The organism is Peptococcaceae bacterium (assembly GCA_024655825.1).
Lineage (GTDB): Bacteria > Bacillota > Peptococcia > DRI-13 > PHAD01 > JANLFJ01.
In genome coordinates, this window is the sequence record JANLFJ010000055.1 from 1 (window position 1) to 16,412 (window position 16,412).

14 protein-coding genes are annotated in these 16,412 nt (G+C 57.4%); 8 read left to right on the plus strand and 6 right to left on the minus strand.

All coding sequences use genetic code 11. The annotated features are described in order from the left end of the window. The 4 genes from NUV48_14440 to NUV48_14455 all read right to left on the minus strand — a co-directional run. The coding region (locus NUV48_14440; GenBank protein ID MCR4443329.1) for a carbon starvation protein A at positions 1-278 on the minus strand (278 nt) is incomplete at its 3' end. A gap of 340 nt (positions 279-618) precedes the next feature. Beyond that, positions 619-1,143, minus strand: a complete 525-nt coding sequence (locus tag NUV48_14445; GenBank protein ID MCR4443330.1) for a hypothetical protein — start codon at positions 1,141-1,143, stop codon at positions 619-621. A 23-nt stretch (positions 1,144-1,166) separates the two neighbouring features. Next, a complete protein-coding gene (locus NUV48_14450) occupies positions 1,167-1,922 on the minus strand; it encodes a LytTR family DNA-binding domain-containing protein (protein ID MCR4443331.1) in 756 nt (251 codons plus the stop codon). A gap of 5 nt (positions 1,923-1,927) precedes the next feature. After that, positions 1,928-3,628, minus strand: coding sequence for a sensor histidine kinase (locus tag NUV48_14455; GenBank protein ID MCR4443332.1), 1,701 nt, complete (start codon positions 3,626-3,628; stop codon positions 1,928-1,930). A gap of 335 nt (positions 3,629-3,963) precedes the next feature. Here NUV48_14455 and NUV48_14460 point away from each other — a divergent pair, with 335 nt between their 5' ends. The 8 genes from NUV48_14460 (at position 3,964) to NUV48_14495 (ending at position 13,746) form a co-directional block, all read left to right on the plus strand. Beyond that, positions 3,964-4,890 carry an aspartate carbamoyltransferase catalytic subunit gene (locus tag NUV48_14460; protein ID MCR4443333.1) on the plus strand — a complete coding sequence of 309 codons (927 nt, stop codon included), beginning with the start codon at positions 3,964-3,966 and terminating at the stop codon, positions 4,888-4,890. 3 nt (positions 4,891-4,893) lie between these two features. Then, positions 4,894-6,186 carry a dihydroorotase gene (locus tag NUV48_14465; GenBank protein ID MCR4443334.1) on the plus strand — a complete coding sequence of 431 codons (1,293 nt, stop codon included), beginning with the start codon at positions 4,894-4,896 and terminating at the stop codon, positions 6,184-6,186. A 4-nt stretch (positions 6,187-6,190) separates the two neighbouring features. Then, positions 6,191-7,321 carry a glutamine-hydrolyzing carbamoyl-phosphate synthase small subunit gene (gene carA, locus NUV48_14470; GenBank protein MCR4443335.1) on the plus strand — a complete coding sequence of 377 codons (1,131 nt, stop codon included), beginning with the start codon at positions 6,191-6,193 and terminating at the stop codon, positions 7,319-7,321. Next, positions 7,314-10,580, plus strand: coding sequence for a carbamoyl-phosphate synthase large subunit (gene carB, locus NUV48_14475; protein MCR4443336.1), 3,267 nt, complete (start codon positions 7,314-7,316; stop codon positions 10,578-10,580). The genes carA and carB overlap by 8 nt, the downstream gene beginning before the upstream one ends. Next, on the plus strand, positions 10,577-11,308 hold the full coding sequence (gene pyrF, locus NUV48_14480) for an orotidine-5'-phosphate decarboxylase (GenBank protein ID MCR4443337.1): 732 nt from the start codon (positions 10,577-10,579) through the stop codon (positions 11,306-11,308). Before carB ends, pyrF begins: the two co-directional genes overlap by 4 nt. A gap of 44 nt (positions 11,309-11,352) precedes the next feature. Further along, the gene (gene pyrE / locus NUV48_14485) at positions 11,353-11,946 is read left to right on the plus strand and encodes an orotate phosphoribosyltransferase (GenBank protein ID MCR4443338.1); all 594 of its coding nucleotides are present in this window, start codon (positions 11,353-11,355) and stop codon (positions 11,944-11,946) included. 92 nt (positions 11,947-12,038) lie between these two features. Further along, positions 12,039-12,833 (plus strand): dihydroorotate dehydrogenase electron transfer subunit, encoded by a 795-nt coding sequence (locus NUV48_14490; GenBank protein ID MCR4443339.1) that lies wholly within the window; start codon positions 12,039-12,041, stop codon positions 12,831-12,833. Then, the gene (locus NUV48_14495) at positions 12,826-13,746 is read left to right on the plus strand and encodes a dihydroorotate dehydrogenase (GenBank protein ID MCR4443340.1); all 921 of its coding nucleotides are present in this window, start codon (positions 12,826-12,828) and stop codon (positions 13,744-13,746) included. The genes NUV48_14490 and NUV48_14495 overlap by 8 nt, the downstream gene beginning before the upstream one ends. A gap of 56 nt (positions 13,747-13,802) precedes the next feature. On the opposite strand, the gene NUV48_14500 is transcribed toward NUV48_14495, so the two are convergent. Further along, the gene (locus NUV48_14500; GenBank protein ID MCR4443341.1) at positions 13,803-14,999 is read right to left on the minus strand and encodes a DUF401 family protein; all 1,197 of its coding nucleotides are present in this window, start codon (positions 14,997-14,999) and stop codon (positions 13,803-13,805) included. 75 nt (positions 15,000-15,074) lie between these two features. Continuing rightward, on the minus strand, positions 15,075-16,277 hold the full coding sequence (locus NUV48_14505; GenBank protein MCR4443342.1) for a DUF401 family protein: 1,203 nt from the start codon (positions 16,275-16,277) through the stop codon (positions 15,075-15,077). Positions 16,278-16,412 lie beyond the last annotated feature (135 nt).

Consider the following 16,412-nt stretch of genomic DNA (forward strand, 5'->3'; position numbering starts at 1 on the left):
ATGCTGCCCACGATTATCCACAGGGCGACGGGGACCCAGCCGAAGAAGCTGGCGGCTATGGGCCCGGTGATCGGCCCCGCGCCGGCGATGGAGGCGAAGTGGTGTCCCAGCAGGACAGGGGCTTTGGCGGGACAGTAGTCAATGTCGTCCCGCTTTGTATGAGCCGGGGTCGGGCGGGAAGGGTCGATCCCCCACTGCCTGGCCAGCCAGGCGCCATACGTGATATAAGCGACAATAAAAAGAACAATCCCGCCTAGAATAAGCCATAAAGCGCTCACAATATGACCTCCTTGGATTTGTTTTTATTTCGTATCTTCCCGCAGGCCAATTAAAAGCTTCCCTCCTTTCTTCAAAACTTGCCTGCCCGGAAGATAGAAAACAAAGATGAGACCATCCACCATAAATCTACCAGGCATTTAAATGACTGGAAACACATCCTGCACGAAAGGTCCAAAACAGGCACTTAAATGCAGCACTTTTGTACAAAATTACAACTTTTTCGCCGAAACGGCCTTAAGGCCGGCTGCTGGACCAGGCGGGTTTACCGGGAAGCGAAAGAGGCTGCCGGGGGGCAGCCTCTTTGTAGATAAGCGGCGAGCCGGGCATGGGCGGTTCGGATCAAACATTGCCGGGCGCCGCATCGCTTGCCAGCAAGCCGGCGTAAAATTTCCTGGCATCCTTTCCTGCCGGGCTGCAGATAACCTGCCGGGAAGACCTGTCGAGGGCGAGCAGCCTGATCTCGCTCCAGCCGTGCAGGTAAAACTTGAAGGGCTTGCTGAACTTATACCTGTTGATAAAACCAAGCAGTTCCGGTGAAAGAGGGTTCTCGCAGACGAAGACCCCGGTGATCAGCGTCTTGAAATGGTCCGGGCCGGGTTTGGGCAGCTTTTCTGCAGCTGTTTTCAACACGGCCAGCATGTCGTCCACATCTGTCCTGGTCAGGGCGCCGTAGCGCTTTACAAAGCAGTGTTCCTCGTGGTCCATTCGCCACAGCTGTATCTTCTTGCTGGCGAAATACTTTTGGCTTTTCTGGTAAAAATGGGCGTAAATGTCCACTGGAAAGGGGACGAAAGAAGGAGGAGCCTGTATGTCGTAGTAGTTTTCGTATCGCTTTTTCAGGAGTTCCAAAAAGCATTCATCCATTGGTTTTCACCCTCGATTCGTGTTTATTCACCAGGCTTGATGCCCAGTTTTTGCTTGAGCTGTTTGGCGAAGCTGCGGCTTACCGGCACTTCGGACTTCTCCTTGTCGTCCATCACCAGTTTATAGCTCCCGTGGAACCAGGGGATGATTTCCTTGATGTAGCGCAGGTTGACGACGTAAGAACGGTGGACCTGCAGAAAATCCCGCTTGTTGAGGCGGCGGTAAAGCTCCTTCAAGGTGTAAATGGAGGGCAGGGAGTTCTGGTGGAGCTTGAGGGAGGTTTTTCGCTCCTCCGCTACTATATAGACGATCTTGCTGCAGTCCACCACGCACCACTTTTCGCTGTCTACGGCGCAGATCCTGTCCAGGTTTTCCTCAGGCAGCGGACGGCCGGGCGGCGGCAGTTTTTCCTGGGTTTTTTTCAAAGACAGGTAGGAGCGTATCCTGTCCAGGGTTTTATAGATGCGCAGCTCGTCAAAGGGCTTGACCACATAATCCGTGGCATTTAAATCGTAGGCTTTTACGGCAAAATTGTCGTGCGCGGTGGCGAAAACAATAAAGGTGTCTTTCCTGACCGAGAGGATCTTCTCCGCCAGTTCCAGGCCGTTTATATCGTAAAGCTGTATGTCGAGGAAGGCGACCTGCGGGTTTATCGCGCTTAAGAGCTGGAAGGCTTCTTTCCCGGAACCCGCCACACCCGCCACCGTGAAATCCGGGTGCTGGTTTATAATATACGATAGTTCAGCCTGGGAAGGCGGTTCGTCGTCCACGATCATCACCTTGATCAATGCGTGAGCCCCCCCTCCTGTTGTTTAACCGGCAGCTGCATGGAAAAAACAGTTCCTTTCCCGGGCGCGCTTTGGATTATCAGGCCTGTTTCACGGCCGTACATGTTGACCAGCCGCTCGTTCACGTTTACCAGCCCGATGCTGCCGCCGTTTTTTCGCGCCTTGTTCAGGCACGAGCTTAATGTTTCCTCCGGCATTCCTACGCCGTTATCCTCAACCGATATTTTGACAAAATTGTCGCTGAGGTGGCTTTTGATGAACACCACTCCTCCTTCAGGTTTGGGAAGGATACCGTGTTTGACGCAGTTTTCCACCAGGGGCTGCAGGATGAGGGGCGGCAGGAGAAAGGCCAGGGTTTGTTCGTCGATGTCTTTTAGCACTTGCAGCCGCGGGCCGAAACGGGCTTTCTCGATGCTGAGATAGGCATCTATCCTTTCCAGTTCTTCGGCCAGGGAAATGAGTTTTTTGTCGTTCAAAATGGACTTGCGGAAGAAATCGCCGAGATGCCGGAGAAGGTTGCGGGACATTTCCGGGTTGGAACGGGAAAAGGAAATGACCGTATTCAGGGCGTTAAAGAGAAAATGAGGGTTTATTTGGGCTTGCAGCGCCTGCAGTTCCGCTTCCTTCAGGAGCTTGCCCTGTTCTTCGAGCGCGGCGATTTCCAGCTGGGTCGAAAAGAGGTGGGCCAGCCCCCTGGCAAATTCGAGATCTAGCGGCGAAACGGCGTTTTCTTTGTTTTTGTACAGTTTTAAAGCGCCGATGACCTGTTCGCGGGAGAAGAGGGGGACCAGCACGGCGGAAGCGAGAGAACAGGTGGGGCAGGAGCAGCCGATTTCTTTTTTGTTTTGCGCCACCCGGATCACCCCGCTGGCCAGCACCTGGCGGGTCAGCTCGGTCATCACCGGATGCCCGGGAAAATGATGGTCGCTTCCCAGCCCTTCGTGGGCCAGGATTGTTCTGGTGTCGGTGATGGAGACGGCGGCGACGGAGGTGTGCCTTTTGATGACCTGGGCCGCGGCCTGGGCGGTTTTCATGCTGAGCCCGTGCCTCAGGATGTTCAAAGTTTCCTCGGCGATGGTCAGCGCTTTTTGGGCCTGCGAGGCCCCGATCCGCTCTTCTTCTTCCTGCACGTTCCTGACAATCAGGATGAAGATTGCGATGCCGATGGAGTTCCAGATGATCATCGGGGCGGCGATTATTTTGACCAGATCCAGCGCGGCGGTAAAAGGTTTGGCTACCAGCAGTATTATTATCATCTGGAGGGTTTCGGCAACCAGGCCTGTTATAAGCCCGGTTTCCCACCCGATCTTGCGGCCTCTTAACCTGTTGTGGACCAGGCCTGCCACCAGCCCCTCCGTAAAGGTGGAAAGGCCGCAGGCCAGGCCCGTAAACCCCCCCAGAGACCAGCGGTGCAAGCCGCTGATAAGACCTGCCCCAGCTCCCATCCAGGGGCCTCCCAGGAGGCCGGCCACGACGGCGCCGATGACCCTGGAATTGGCCAGGGCGCCCTTTATCTCAATGGCGGAGTAAGTGCCGAAAATCGCGATCAAACCGAAGATGAAGGTTAATAATAGTTTTTCCTTGATGGTGATGTTGTGATAAAGGATCCTGCGGAAAACCTTAAAGCGTGTGAGGAGGAAGGCGATGGTGACAACAAGGGCCATCCGTTCGGACATTTGGAAAAAAAGAGTTTCCAAGGGCAAAAACCTCCTTTCCACGGTGTTCTACGAGGTTACATTTACATAATAACATTAGTTTTCGAAATATGTAAGAATTAAGAATTAAGAAAGAAAACAGGCAGCGAAAAACGGAACTGGCAATTGACGGCGTAAGCAAATAGAACTATAATTAAGTGAAAAGATCATACGTGACAATAACCCTCGAAACCTTTAAGCCAGCCCCGTGAGACTGGCAAGGCAAGTGAGGTGGTTTTATGGTCGTCAAGCCTGCTTACTAAAGGTTTCTTTAGGGGCAGGCTGTTTTAGTGCAATGGTGAAACAGCCGGGACCGAAATCGTACGGGAGGTGTAAGCATGGGGCTGCGGGCCAAAGACCTTTTGTCCATGGAGCAGCTGGACAGGGACGAAATCGAGCAAATTCTTTATACGGCGAAGGAAATGAAAAACATCATCAAGCGGGATATTAAAAAAGTACCGACCCTGAGGGGCAAGACGCTGGTTACGCTTTTTTACGAACCCAGCACCCGCACGCGAACATCTTTTGAGCTGGCTGGAAAGTACATGAGCGCCGATGTGGTGAACATCAGCACCACGGCCAGCAGCGTGGTGAAGGGCGAGACACTGAAGGACACCGGGCTTACCCTGGAAATGATGGGAACCGACATGGTGGTCATCCGCCACGGAATGGCCGGAGCGCCCCACCTTTTGGCCCGGACGGTTAAGGCGCATGTCATCAACGGGGGCGACGGCTTCCATGAGCACCCGACCCAGGCCCTGCTCGACATGATGACCATCCAGGAAAAACTGGGAGGCATGGCCGGGTTGAAGGCGGCCATCATCGGCGACATCTTGCACAGCAGGGTGGCCAGGTCGAATGTGATCGGACTGAAAAAAATGGGCGCGGAAGTTTGGGTGTGCGGGCCGCCCACTTTGATGCCGCCCGGCATGGAAGAAATGGGGGCTAAAGTGACTTATGACCTGGAAGACGCCCTGCGCGGGGCCCAGGTGGTTATGATGCTCCGTATCCAGATGGAAAGGCAAAAGAGCGGCCTGTTTCCCACCCTGCGCGAGTACAGCCAGCTTTACGGCCTGGATGCAAAAAAGCTGAAAACGGCGCCGCCCGGCGCCCTGGTTATGCACCCGGGGCCGATAAACAGGGGGGTCGAAATCTCCGCCGAGGTGGCCGACAGCCTGCAGTCGGTGATAAATGAACAGGTTACCTGCGGAGTTGCCGTGCGCATGGCGCTCTTATACCTGATGCTGGGACAGAAGGGGGAATAAGCAATGGAATATCTCTTGCAGGGCGGGCTGGTCATCGATCCGGCGAGCGGGCTGGAAAAAGAACTGGATATTCACATCGAAAACGGCAGGATCAAGGCTGTGGGCAGCGGCTTTTCGGGAAAGGGCCTTAAGGTGTATGACCTGAAAGGGAAAATAGTGGCTCCCGGGTTTATCGATATGCACGTCCACCTCCGCGAACCAGGCGGCGAGGCTCACGAGACCATCCTCACAGGTTGCCGGGCCGCGGCGGCGGGAGGGTTTACCGCGGTGGCGGCCATGCCGAACACCAGGCCCTGCGCCGACAGCGAAGGGGTTGTGGAACTGGTCAGGGCCCGCGCGAGGCAGGCCGGGTTGTGCGAGGTATTCCCCATCGGCACGGTCAGCAAAGGGCAGCGGGGCGAGGAGATCTCCGAGATAGGTTCCCTCTACCGGGCCGGCGCGGTGGCGGTGTCGGACGACGGGAAGCCGGTGACCAGCAGCGAAGTGATGCGGCGGGCCCTGGAATACACGAAAATTTTCGGCATCCCCGTCATTTCCCACAGCGAGGACTGCAGTCTCAGCGCCGGAGGGGCCATGCACGAAGGGTACTGGTCGACTTTTCTGGGTTTGAAAGGGATTCCGGCCCAGGCCGAGGAAATAATGGTGGCGCGCGACATCCTCCTCGCTTCACTGACGGCGGGTAAGCTCCACCTGGCGCACATCAGCACCAAAGGGAGCGTGGAACTGTTGAAATTCGCCCTGGCCCAGGGGATAAAGGTCACGGCGGAAGCGACGCCTCACCACCTCCTGCTTACCGATGAAGCGGTCAAGGGCTACGATACAAACACCAAGGTCAACCCGCCCCTGCGCGGCCCGGAACATGTAAAAGCCGTCCGGGAGGCGGTCGCCGCGGGGATCATCGGGGTCATCGCTTCCGACCACGCGCCGTGGTCCAGAGAAGAAAAGGAACAGGAGTATGACGCCGCCCCCTGCGGGATTTCCGGGCTGGAAACGGCGGTGCCGGTTTGCTGGGATACCCTGGTGGTCTCGGGGATGATGAGCCCGGTGGAATTGATTGCCAGGTTCACCACCGGCCCTGCTGCGGTCTTGAACCTCAGGCGCGGTATGCTGGAAGCGGGCGCGCCTGCAAACCTGACCGTCATCGACCCCGGTTTAAAGAAACAGGTTGATGTCAGCAGCTTTTATTCCAAGGGGAAGAACAGCCCGTTGAACGGGAGGACCTTCCAGGGCTGGCCGGTAATGACAATAGTGGAAGGCAAAGTCGTCATGGAGGATGGCCGGGTAAAGGAGGATTAAAGGATTGAAAGCGTATCTTTGTTTGCAAGACGGGAGGGTATTCGAAGGCGAGTCTATCGGTATGGCGGGCGAAACGGCCGGCGAAGTGGTCTTTAACACCAGCATGACCGGCTACCAGGAGATACTGACGGATCCTTCCTATGCCGGCCAGATCATTGTGCTTACCTATCCTTTGATCGGCAATTACGGGGTTAACGGGAATGACGAAGAATCGCCGCTGATCGCCGCCCGGGGGCTGGCCGTCAAGGAACTGTGCCCGCAGCCCAGCAATTACCGGGCCGAACAGAACCTTCACCGCTACCTGGTTAAACATGGTATCGTTGGAATCAAGGATATCGATACACGGGCCCTGACCAGGCACCTGCGCCAGGCGGGGACAATGATGGGACTCATCAGCACGGAAGCGGACCCGGAGGTATTGAAAAGAAGAGCGCGGGAACTGGCACCGCTGGCCGGCCCCGGTCTCGTGAAGAGCGTGACCTGCCAAGAGGCCTTTACCCTGGAAGGGGGCACACACCCGGTGGTGGTGGTCGATTTCGGGGCCAAGGGGAATATCGTCAGATCCTTGAGAAACCTGGGCTGCCGGGTTACCGTGGTTCCGGCCGGGACCGGAGCCGCCGGAATTCTTGCTTACCGGCCGCAGGGAGTTGTTCTTTCCAATGGCCCGGGAGACCCCCAGGACGTGGCTTACGCCCTCCCCGCCATCAGGGAGGTGCTGGAGGCGGGAGTGCCCGTGATGGGCATTTGCCTGGGGCACCAGCTTTTGGGCCTGGCCCTGGGAGGCCGGACTTACAAGCTCAAGTTCGGTCACCGCGGCGGAAACCATCCCGTCAAGGACCTGCGCAGCAACAGGGTCTACATTACGTCCCAAAACCACGGGTACGCTGTCGCCCCGGACAGTTTGCCCGGCGATGAACTCGAGGTTACGCACATAAACCTTCATGACCAGACGGTGGAGGGGTTAAGACATAAAAAGCGGAAGGCTTTTTCCGTGCAGTTTCACCCCGAGGCCTGTCCGGGTCCCCAGGACACATTCTATCTTTTCAGCGAGTTTCTGGATATGGTCAGGGAATACGCTGCAAAAACGGACGGGGAAGTTGGAACGATGAAAGGAGTGGATGACCGGGGTGCCTGAGAGGAAAGGATTAAAAAAGGTCATGGTTATTGGTTCCGGGCCCATCGTTATCGGGCAGGCAGCCGAATTCGACTACGCCGGGACCCAGGCCTGCCGTTCCCTGAAAGAAGAAGGGGTGGAGGTCGTGCTGGTCAACTCCAACCCGGCGACCATCATGACCGACACGGACATCGCCGGCCGGGTTTACCTGGAACCGCTCACCCCGGAAATAGTGGAGAAGATCATCGTCCAGGAAAAGCCCCAGGGCCTTTTGGCCACCCTGGGCGGGCAGGTTGGGCTAAATTTGGCGATGGCTTTGGCTAAAAACGGTGTGCTGGAGCGGGAAGGCGTGGCCTTGCTGGGGACGCCGCTTTCCGCCATCGAGAAGGCCGAGGACAGGGAAGCCTTCAAGGAGACGATGACCCAAATAGGGGAACCGGTGCCGGAAAGCGCCATCGTGAATTGTGCCGGCGACGCCCTGACCTTCGCCGCCGGCATTGGCTATCCCGTGATCGTCAGGCCGGCCTATACCCTGGGGGGAACGGGCGGCGGTTTTGCGGAAAATCCCGGGCAGCTGGCGGAAATAGTGGAAAAAGGCTTGAAATACAGCATGATCGGCCAGGTCTTAGTCGAGCGCAGCGTGGCGGGTTGGAAAGAGATCGAGTTTGAGGTGATGCGGGACTCGCTGGATAACTGCATCACCGTCTGTTCCATGGAGAACATCGACCCGGTGGGTATCCACACCGGCGACAGCATTGTCGTGGCGCCGACGCAGACCCTTTCGGACAGGGACTACCAGCTGCTGCGAAGCGGGGCGTTAAAAATAATCAGGGCCCTGGGCATCGAGGGAGGGTGCAACATCCAGTTCGCACTGGACCCTTCCAGCAGCCGCTATTACGTGATCGAGGTAAACCCGCGGGTAAGCCGCTCTTCCGCCCTGGCATCCAAGGCTACGGGCTATCCCATCGCCAAAGTGGCGGCCAAAATCGCCCTGGGGTTTACCCTCGACGAGGTTGCCAACAGCGTTACCGGCAGCACTTCGGCCTGTTTTGAACCGGCTATTGATTACGTGGTGGTGAAGATACCGCGCTGGCCCTTTGACAAGTTTGCCCGGGCCAGGCGGACTCTTGGCTCGCAGATGAAGGCCACGGGAGAAGTGATGGCCCTGGGCCGCAACTTTGCTTCCGCGCTGTTGAAGGCCATCCGTTCACTGGAAATGAACTTTGTCACCCTCCTGGTTCCCGACTTTGCGAAGTACACGTGGAACCAGCTGCTGGACAAACTGAAACTGATGGACGACGAAAGGCTTTTTGCGGTGGCCGAGTGCTTGCGCCGCGGGATTTCAACCGAGCAGCTCCACGGCATTACCGGGATTGACCTTTTTTTCCTGGAAGGCATCAACCAGATTGTCCAGGTGGAAAAGCGCCTGGAGAACAAGAAAAACTGGTCGCGGGAAGACTGGCTGCTGGCCAAGAAATCGGGGTTCAGCGACCACCAGATCGCCTTTTTAATGGGGAAAGAAGAAAACGAGGTCCGCAGGGAGAGAAAGGAGCTGGGCGTCAGCGCGGGCTACCGGATGGTTGACACCTGCGCCGGGGAATTTGACGCCGCAACGCCTTATTACTATTCCAGCTACGGCGAGGAAAACGAACTGCAGCCTTCGGACAGGCCGAAGGCGGTGGTGCTGGGTTCGGGGCCGATCCGCATCGGGCAGGGCATCGAGTTTGATTACTGTTCCGTCCATTCGGCCTGGGCGCTCAAGGAAAGCGGCGTGGAGGCCATTGTCATCAACAACAACCCGGAGACGGTGAGCACAGACCCTGATACGTCGGACCGCCTCTATTTCGAACCGCTTACCGTGGAAAACGTCCTGAACGTGATTGAAGCCGAAAAACCGCTGGGAGTGGTTGTCCAGTTCGGCGGGCAGACCGCCATCAATTTGGCCAGGCCGCTGGCTGAAAACGGTGTCCGCGTGCTGGGGACCAGCGTGGAGGATATTGACCGGGCGGAGGACCGCGAGCGGTTCGACTCGCTCCTGGAAAGCCTGGGCATACCCAGGCCCAGGGGCAGCACGGCCAGGAGCCGCCATGAGACCAAAAAAATCGCCGCCGGTTTGGGGTTCCCTGTCCTGGTGAGGCCGTCTTACGTCCTCGGCGGGCGGGCCATGGAAATAGTGTACAACGAGGAAGAACTCTCCGCTTACCTGGAGGAGGCGGTCCGGGTCTCGCCGGAACACCCGGTGCTGGTGGACCGCTATATACAGGGCAAAGAAGTGGAGGTGGACGCCGTCTCCGACGGAAAAAGGGTGCTGATCCCCGGCATCATGGAACACCTGGAACGGGCCGGCGTCCATTCCGGGGACAGTGTGGCGATTTACCCGCCGCAGACCCTGGAACAGGAACTGGTGGACCGGCTGGTCGATTACACGGAGCGGATAGCTTTGAGCCTCAATGCCAGGGGCCTGATCAATATCCAGTTTGTCATCCGGGGAAAAGACATCTACGTGCTGGAGGTAAACCCGCGGGCCAGCCGGACCGTGCCTTTTTTAAGCAAGGTAACGGGCATTCCCATGGTCAGGCTGGCGACGCGCATCATGCTTGGCGAAAGCCTTGCTTCCCTGGGCTACGAGGGAGGCCTGCGCGAGCCTCTTCCCCTGGTAGCCATCAAGATGCCGGTGTTTTCCTTCAACAAGCTGGCGGACGTGGAGCCTTCCCTGGGCCCGGAAATGAAGTCCACCGGCGAGGTGATGGGCCTGGCGGGAGACTTCGTTTCGGCCCTGCACAAAGCCTTTCTGGGAGCGGGATACCACATCCCGGAAAAAGGCGAGATACTGGCCACCATTGCCGACAAGGACAAGGATGAAGCCCTGCCGCTGCTGCGCTCACTGGCCGGGCTGGGGTTTACGATCTGGGCAACGCCCGGTACGGCGGGTTTCCTAAAGAAACACCATGTGCCGGTCCGGGAAGTGGCAAAAATAAACGAGGGCAAACCCAATGTGCTCGACCTCATTCGCAGCGGCCGCCTGGCCTGCGTTCTTAACAGCATGACCAGGGGAAAACAACCCCAGCGCGACGGGTTCCAGATTCGCCGGGCAGCCGTTGAATTCAACATTCCCTGTCTCACCTCGCTGGACACCGGGTTTGGGCTGCTGCAGGTCATCAGGCAGCGGAAGGACGCCCTGGAGGTAAAGGCGCTGCAGGACTATCTTGCCGGGAGGGCTGCCTGCGGGGCGCGAGGAGAACAACCAATACGAAAATCAAGAAAAGGGGAGAAAAAATGAACAGCAGTGATCCCGCCGCCGGCAAACTTATCGTGGCCCTGGATTTTCCCGCCTGGGAGGAAGCCGGGCAAATGGTCGACCGGCTGCCGGAAATAAAATGCTTCAAAGTGGGGCTTGAACTGTACCTGGCCAGCGGGGGAAAGGCCGTCGCGCAGTTAAGGGAAAGGGGAAAAGAAGTCTTTCTCGATTTGAAGTTTCACGATATTCCCAACACTGTTGCTCAGGCTTCCCGCCAGGCGGTTCTCCAGGGGGCGGCCATCTTCAACGTCCACGCCGCGGGCGGGCGGGAAATGATGGAAAGGGCGGCGCTGGCCGCCCGCGAAGAGGCGCTGCGCCTGGGGAGAGAAAAACCACTGCTGGTGGCCGTGACCGTTCTGACCAGCCTAAACGAGAACGACCTGCGGGCAATCGGGTTGAACGGGGTAGAGAATACCGTCGCCAGGTGGGCAAGGATGGCCCGGCAAGCAGGGCTGGACGGAGTCGTGGCCTCACCCGGGGAAATCCGGCTGGTTAAGGAAAGCTGCGGCAGCGGATTTCTGGTTGTCTGCCCCGGGGTCCGGCCGGCATGGGCGGCGCAGGATGACCAGCAGCGCATCCTCACTCCCGGCGAGGCCATCAAAGAGGGGGCCGACTACCTGGTGGTGGGGCGCCCGATAACCAGGGCGGTAAACCCCCGCCAAGCGGCCCTGCGGGTCCTGGAAGAAATCGAGGCTGCGCTGGCAGGTTAAAAAGCGATGACGGATAAATTAAACGATAGGGAGGAGTGGGGAACATGCTTTCCCAGGACGAAGTGCTGGAGATTTTGAAAAGAGTTGATGCCATCAAGGAAGGCCACTTCAAATTCACTTCCGGGCTGCACGGCAGCATATATATCCAGTGCGCCCTGCTGTTAAAAGAACCGGCTCTTTCGGAAAAGGTTTGCGGCGCGATAGCCGAACATTTTCGCCGGGAACAGCCGGACCTGGTTGTCGGTCCCGCCCTGGGCGGCGTAATCGTCGCTTACGAAGTTGCGCGGCAGCTTGGAGTTCCCGGCCTTTTCACCGAAAGGGAAAACGGCAAGATGACCTTGAGAAGGATGTTCCAGGTCCAGCCTGGGCAAAAGGTCCTGGTGGTGGAAGATGTCATAACGACCGGCGGGTCTTCCCAAGAGGTGGTGGACCTGGTGGAAGGGCACGGGGCCAGGGTCGTAGGCGTGGGCTCGATTGTCGACCGGAGCAACGGCCGGGCCAAAATATCGGTGCCCTATTGCTCGCTCCTCACCTTGAAAATCGACAACTACGACCCTGCCGACTGCCCGCTGTGCAGGCAAGGTATTCCTCTCTACAAGCCCGGCAGCAGGGACAGCCTGGTTACCCCCGGCCTGTAGGCGACTTGTGCCGTTTGACAGTTTTAAACGCCGGGCAGCGAAAGGAGCCGGGACAGGCAATATAAAAAAGAGGTATGGAAGGTGTGTTTTGAATGGTGGTGGCAGCAAGGGGGACAGTTATTGAAAACAGTCAGATTTTGACTGGGTTATACCGCCTTCGGATAGCCCTGCCGGCGCTGGCTGCCGAGGCCGTGCCCGGGCAGTTTGTCATGGTAAAGACGGCGGACTCCCTTGAACCGTTTTTGAAACGCCCGCTCAGCATCAACAGGATTGACCGGGAAAACGATTCCATCGCCCTGGTTTACCAGGTGGTGGGCCGGGGCACGGAGCTGCTGAGCCGTGTGCCCGCCGGCCGGGAAATAGAAGTGGTGGGGCCGCTGGGTAATGGTTTTTCCTGGCCGGAAACCGCCCGTAATGTGGCCCTGATCGGGGGCGGGGCCGGGGTCGCCCCGCTGGTTGCCCTGGCCGTCGAACTGGTGAAACGGGGGAAAACAGTTCACGCTTTGCTGGGCGCCCGGAGCAAGAACCAACTTTACGGCGAGCAGGATTTTATCGAACTTGGCTGCCGGGTGCGGGTGGCCACGGAAGACGGTTCCTGCGGGTACAGGGGCATGGTCACAGACCTCCTGGATGCCTTAAACAGCCAGATGCGGCTCGATATGGTTTACTGCTGCGGCCCGCCGGCCATGTCCAAAGCGGTGGCCGCAAAAACAATCGAAGCAGGCGTGCCGTGCCAGGTCTCGCTGGAAGAAAGGATGGGTTGCGGGATAGGGGCCTGCCTGGGCTGCGTCTGCAAGGTCAGGGGTGAGGGCGGTCAACCGGCATATAAAAGGGTTTGCCGGGATGGTCCGGTGTTTACAGGCAACGAGGTGATTTTTGATGGTTAACCTGGCTGTAGACCTTGCCGGGGTCAGGCTGAAAAACCCGGTGATGACCGCTTCCGGCTGCTTCGGGTTTGGCCGGGAATACTGCGACTTTTATGACCTGAGCCTGCTGGGCGCTGTCGTGGTCAAAGGCATTACCTTGCAGCCGCGCCTGGGGAACCCCCCTCCCCGGATTGCCGAAACTCCTGCCGGGCTGCTTAACAGCGTGGGCTTGCAGAACCCGGGGGTGGATTACGTAATAAGGGAAGAAATCCCCTGGCTCGCAAATTTCGGCGTGCCCGTCATCGTCAACATCAACGGGCATTCCAGCGAAGAGTTCGGCGAGCTGGCGGCCCGCCTGGACGGGGTTCCCGGCGTCGCTGCCCTTGAAGTGAACATATCCTGCCCCAACGTAAAAGAAGGGGGCATGTTTTTCGGGACGGATCCCGCCATGGCTTCCGAGGTGGTGAAAAGCGCCAGAAAAAGGACCAGGCTGCCGCTCATTGTTAAACTGTCCCCCAATGTCACCGACATTGTCCTGATTGCCAGGGCTGTCGAGGAAGCCGGGGCGGACGCGGTTTCGCTTATCAACACGCTTTTGGGGATGGCGATCGACACCAGGACGCGCCGTCCGGCGCTGGCCAGCGTGGTGGGGGGTCTTTCCGGGCCGGCGGTCAAACCGGTCGCCTTGAGGATGGTCTGGCAGGTGTCCCGGGCGGTGAATATACCGGTGGTCGGGATGGGAGGCATCGTCAGGGCGGAGGATGCCGTTGAATTCATGCTGGCCGGAGCCACTGCCGTGGCAGTCGGTTCGGGCGCTTTCTACGATCCACTGTGCGCGGTTAAGGTGATCGAAGGGTTGGAACGCTGGCTGGAAAAAGAAAAAATCGCCGATGTGCAAGAGATCATCGGCGGGCTGCGCATAGAAGAAGGCTGAAGGTGATGATCGATTCAAGGGCGCTGTTGATACTCGCCGTTTTATTTGGATGAATGTTAAAACAAACAAAAGTACAAAAATGCTGACAGCAGAACAAGCCCTTGCGGCAGAAAAACTTTGCGCAGGCTGCCGGCGAAATCGGCGGAAAAATGCTCGATGCTCATGATGAAGCAGAGGTGCAAGGGGGTAACCATGGTGCCGCTGATGTTGGCCACCATGCTCAAAGCCGCAAGGACAAGCAGGTTATCGGGCGAGGCCACGGCTTTTACCAAAGGCAGGACGATTGTTACCGCCGGTATGGGGAAACCGGTCAAAAACCCGATAATGAAAGGGAGTATAACGGCGAAGAAAGCATGACCGAATCCCAGGCTGTTGAAATAAGCCGTCATTTGCTCGATGCTGCCGCTGTTGAGCAAAACATCGCGCAGGTAAAGGGCGGCAAAGACCATATATAGCAGGCGCCAGGCGAGGGACTGCTTGAGAATGGGAAGAATAAGCCGGCCGCTCAGCCGGTAATAAAAGAATGTCCCGGCCGTGACCAAGGGTAAGGCCAGGAGGATGCTGACATTAAAAAAGACCACCAGCACGACGACTGCGGTAATGGGCAAAAGACCCACCAGCACCTTTTTTTTGGCCAGCGAAGAATTGAGCGCCGCCTGTTTTGGCGCAGCGGGTATTTTTTTTAAAAGGAAAAATCCGGCCAGGGTCGATACTACCGTAAAGGGAAACATTAAGGCCATGTACCGGCTCATGGGTATGCCCAGCACATCCACCGCCAGCAGGGTAGCGGGGTATACGGGCAGGAAATACTCGAAAATGTGGCGGTAATAGTAATTGATGGCCGCTTTTTGTTCGCTGTTGGCGGCGACTCCTTTGGCGGCTTCCGCAACCAGGGGCGCGGAAAACCTGGCTCCCCCGGCCGATGGCAAAAGCCCGATCACTGCCGGTAAAGAAGCCAGGGTAAAGCGGTCATTGCCGGAGGCCTCTTTTAACCCTTCGACCAGCGAGTTTTGAAGGCCGGCTTCGCGCATGACGCTTTCCAGCATGGTGATGAACACCAGCGTCAGTAGAACGGTAAGGGTGGAAGGGGATAAAAGGGAAGCAAACAGGAGCTTGGCGAGTTCGAGGGGATGAACCCGGTGGACAAGCCCGAAAAGCACGGCGCATATAACCATGACATGTCCCATCTGCACGCCTTTCCACAGCAGGACGGCCATCAGGGCCAGCACGGCCAGGTCAAGAAAGATCGACATGCTGCACATTCCTTTGCAAATAGTGTGGAAATCAACAATAAATCACGTTTATGCCATTTGGGCGTGTTGGTTCGCTTAGAGAACCTGGGCGTAGATTAAGGCGAATACAATCACCAGAACTTCCGGCAGCAGGAATTTGAAATATGACCTGCCGAAATCAGCGGAGAAATGTTCAACGGACATGACCAGGCACAGGTGCATCGGAGAAAGCATTACGCCAACCATGTTGGAAGCCAGGGCTGCGCTTCCCAGGGCCAGCAGGTTGGCGGGGCCGGCCAGGGTCACGATGATGGGCAGCGCAATGCTGACGCCGGCTATTGTCACTCCCGTCAGAAGCCCGACCAGCAAGGGGAAAATGACGGCGATAAACAGCGGGGAAAGGCCTGCTGCCCTGGAGAAAGCAGCAAGCCGGTCGATGCTGCCGCTTGCCACCAGCACGTCCTGTAAGTAAATAGCGCCAAAAACCATGTAAAGAAGGCGGATTTGAAAAGCCCCTTTCAAGATGGGCGGCACGGAAGGCCACTCTATCTTGTAAAACACGAAAATGAAGGTCACCACCAGCAGGAGGGCAATGAGAACGTTTATGTTGACCAGCAGCACGAGGATTACCACGGCGGCGACAGGCGCCAGCCCTTCCAGCACCTGTTTCCAGTTCTGGGTCGAAGAGCGGGGGGGAGCCTCCTTTTTTTCGCGCGCCGGGACGTTTTTGAAAAGGACCAGACCGGCCAGGACGGTGACGATGGTAAACGGAGACATGATCAGGATATACTTGCCGAGGGAGACGTTAAGGATTTCCACCGCCAGGAGGACGGCAGGGTACATGGGAAGAAAGTATTCCCAGATGTGCCGGTAGTAATAATTGATGGCCGCGTTCTGCTCGCCTGGCAGGTCCAGTTCCCTGGCCGCCTCTTCCACCAGGGGAGCGGAGAGACGGGCGCCGCCGGGAGAGGGAAGAAGGCCGATGATGGCAGGAAGTGCGGCCATGGGGAACCGCGGGTCGCCCGAGAGGTTCTTCATACCGGAAACCAGCCGGTCGATCAGGCCGGAACGGCGCATGACCGCCTCGAGAACGATTATTAAATACAAGGCCGCAAAGAGGTTCAGGGAGGACGGGTCGGTCAGGGAAGAAAGGACCAGCCTGCCCAGTTGAAGAGGTCCGAGGTGGTGAAGAAGCCCGAAGAGCAGCGCGCTGACCATAAAAACGTGGCCGATCTGTACTTTCTTTCTGAAAAGTATCACGAGAAGGGCCAGAACGGCGGCATCTTTTATAAATTCCATTGTAAATCACATCGCTTTCGGGGATAGTTTTGGTCCATGCAGATAATTATATTGCATCACAGCATCTATTTTACTATAAATACCCGAGTTTGGCGACATATTTTACCAAACCCTTATAAATCACGGATACACGGC

Bases quoted from the DNA above. Each gene is read 5' to 3' on its own strand.
- pyrE (MCR4443338.1), top strand. From the start codon at position 11,353: ATGCTTTCCCAGGACGAAGTGCTGGAGATTTTGAAAAGAGTTGATGCC.
- pyrF (MCR4443337.1), top strand. From the start codon at position 10,577: ATGAACAGCAGTGATCCCGCCGCCGGCAAACTTATCGTGGCCCTGGAT.
- NUV48_14465 (MCR4443334.1), top strand. From the start codon at position 4,894: ATGGAATATCTCTTGCAGGGCGGGCTGGTCATCGATCCGGCGAGCGGG.
- NUV48_14490 (MCR4443339.1), top strand. From the start codon at position 12,039: ATGGTGGTGGCAGCAAGGGGGACAGTTATTGAAAACAGTCAGATTTTG.
- NUV48_14505 (MCR4443342.1), bottom strand. From the start codon at position 16,277: ATGGAATTTATAAAAGATGCCGCCGTTCTGGCCCTTCTCGTGATACTT.
- NUV48_14460 (MCR4443333.1), top strand. From the start codon at position 3,964: ATGGGGCTGCGGGCCAAAGACCTTTTGTCCATGGAGCAGCTGGACAGG.
- NUV48_14445 (MCR4443330.1), bottom strand. From the start codon at position 1,143: ATGGATGAATGCTTTTTGGAACTCCTGAAAAAGCGATACGAAAACTAC.
- NUV48_14500 (MCR4443341.1), bottom strand. From the start codon at position 14,999: ATGTCGATCTTTCTTGACCTGGCCGTGCTGGCCCTGATGGCCGTCCTG.
- NUV48_14495 (MCR4443340.1), top strand. From the start codon at position 12,826: ATGGTTAACCTGGCTGTAGACCTTGCCGGGGTCAGGCTGAAAAACCCG.